The 1,661-nt window shown below is 66.5% G+C and carries 2 protein-coding genes and 1 pseudogene; all 3 read right to left on the bottom strand.

Features of this window, described 5'->3' with window-relative positions; genetic code table 11:
• A pseudogene (locus EN742_RS34310) lies at positions 1–284 on the bottom strand (peptidase S8); the annotation flags it as partial.
• Entirely contained in the window at positions 274–942 is a 669-nt protein-coding gene (locus EN742_RS34305; protein ID WP_128333837.1) for an anti-sigma factor, read from the bottom strand. The pseudogene EN742_RS34310 and the gene EN742_RS34305, both read right to left, overlap by 11 nt.
• Positions 939–1,505: a sigma-70 family RNA polymerase sigma factor gene (locus EN742_RS34300; RefSeq protein WP_126056959.1), complete on the bottom strand. Its 567-nt coding sequence runs from the start codon at positions 1,503–1,505 to the stop codon at positions 939–941. The genes EN742_RS34305 and EN742_RS34300 overlap by 4 nt, the downstream gene beginning before the upstream one ends.
• Positions 1,506–1,661 lie beyond the last annotated feature (156 nt).

The raw sequence follows: 1,661 nt of genomic DNA, 5'->3' as shown, positions 1-1,661 counted from the left end.
GGCGGGACGTCCGGCACCGGGTCTGTCGGCGGCGCCGCACCGCCGGGAGGATTGGGAAACAGGTCGACGATCAGCGCCGGCAGAAAGACGGCGGCGCCGCCGACAGACCCGGTGCCGGACGTCCCGCCATCCTTGGCGCAGTCGGCGCCGGCGGCGTTTGTCCGGTCGGCACAATCGGTTTGCGCCGGCGGCTGGTCCTTGCCCTGCGCAAAAACGGGCGTGGCGGCGATTGTCGTCGCCGCCAGCAGAAATCCAGCGAATGCGATGACTGCTCTAGCCGCCATCAACCGGTTTCCTTCCCTCAATCACAGCATCCGCGAAGGGCTGGGCGGCAATAAGGCCAAGCAGCTTGTCGTAGTCGGCGCTCGTCTTGGCCGGCAAGGCAATATGGAAGACGCCAGCGGCGGTCGGCCCGCCTGATATCTTCAGCCCATTCTGATCGAGGAAGGCGGCGATGTCGGACATCTTCGCCTCCGGCTTGAACTTGACGAGAGCGAACGGCAGCTTCGCCAGCTCGTCCCCGGTGCCGGCGACCTCGAAATCAGTGCCCTTGCCGCCGGGCTGCTCGAAGGATTGCACCACCACCAGCGCCAGCAACGCCGCTGCGGCCGCCCAGGCGACAGTGGCCGGCACAGCCAAGAAGCGATTGAGGGCCTGCGTGAGCCATGACGGGCTGGCCGGCGCACGCGCCGGACCGGCCTCGGCGTCGAGCGTCCGGGCAAATCGGCTCAGCGCGTCGGCCGGCGGGCGGATCGCCTCGGTGGCGGCAGCGGTGCCGGAGAATTCGGCCTCGGCCTCGCCGAGCGCGGCAAGCGCCGCCGGGTCGCTCGCAAGCCATTCCTCGACGGCTTCGAGCTCGGCGCCTTCCAGCGAGCCGTTCAGGTAGAACGGCAGCAGCGTTTCCATCTCGTCGCGGCGCGACATCTTTTCAGCGGCGCTCATGGCCACCCCCTGTCGTAACCGGCGGCCTTGAGGGCCTCACCGAGTTTCTTGCGGGCGTAGAACATTCTGGTCTTGACCGTGGCGACGGGAATGCCGAGCACCTCGCCAATCTCGGTCACCGACTGTCCGTGATAATAGGCAAGGTCGATCACCGTGCGATGTTCTTCCGGCAAGGCGTCGATGAAGCGCCGCAGGGCGGCGCCCTTGTCTTCCTTCATGGTGACGACTTCCGGCGTGTCGGCGCTGTCGGGGACCTGGGCCGCGTCATCGTCGTCGATCCAGTCCTCCTTCTTCTTGCGCAGCGAGGACAGCGCCTTGAAGCGGGCGATGCCGAGCAGCCATGTCGAGACTTCCGAGCGTCCTTCGAAGCTGGGCGCCTGGCGCCACAGCTCGAGGAACACCTCGTTCGCGATATCGTCGGCCATCATTTCCGATCCCGTCTGGCGCACCACGAAACGGTAGACCCGCGCGTGGTGACGCATGAACAGGAGCCGCACGGCAGCCCGGTCGCCCTTCGCGACCCGGTCGACAAGCGCCCGATCGGTCTCCATCGCCGCTGTCATGGCCGGTCGAGCCGCCTGGCTCCTCGTAGCTCTGTCGCCGATCGGTCCAAAAAGGTTCATCCTTCCGCCAAGGAATTTTCGGGAGGCTAACCGAAGAGCGGGGAGGTTGCCAGAGTATCTGCCTTCTCCCCGTCACTATACGGGGAGAAGGCAGAT

The organism is Mesorhizobium sp. M4A.F.Ca.ET.020.02.1.1 (assembly GCF_004022645.1).
Classification (GTDB): domain Bacteria; phylum Pseudomonadota; class Alphaproteobacteria; order Rhizobiales; family Rhizobiaceae; genus Mesorhizobium.
The sequence above is the reverse complement of the archived record's forward strand: the minus strand, read 5'-3'. Positions and strand labels throughout refer to the sequence as shown.

Coding starts and splice junctions, on each gene's coding strand:
- EN742_RS34300 (WP_126056959.1), bottom strand. CDS start 1,505: ATGACAGCGGCGATGGAGACCGATCGGGCGCTTGTCGACCGGGTCGCG.
- EN742_RS34305 (WP_128333837.1), bottom strand. CDS start 942: ATGAGCGCCGCTGAAAAGATGTCGCGCCGCGACGAGATGGAAACGCTG.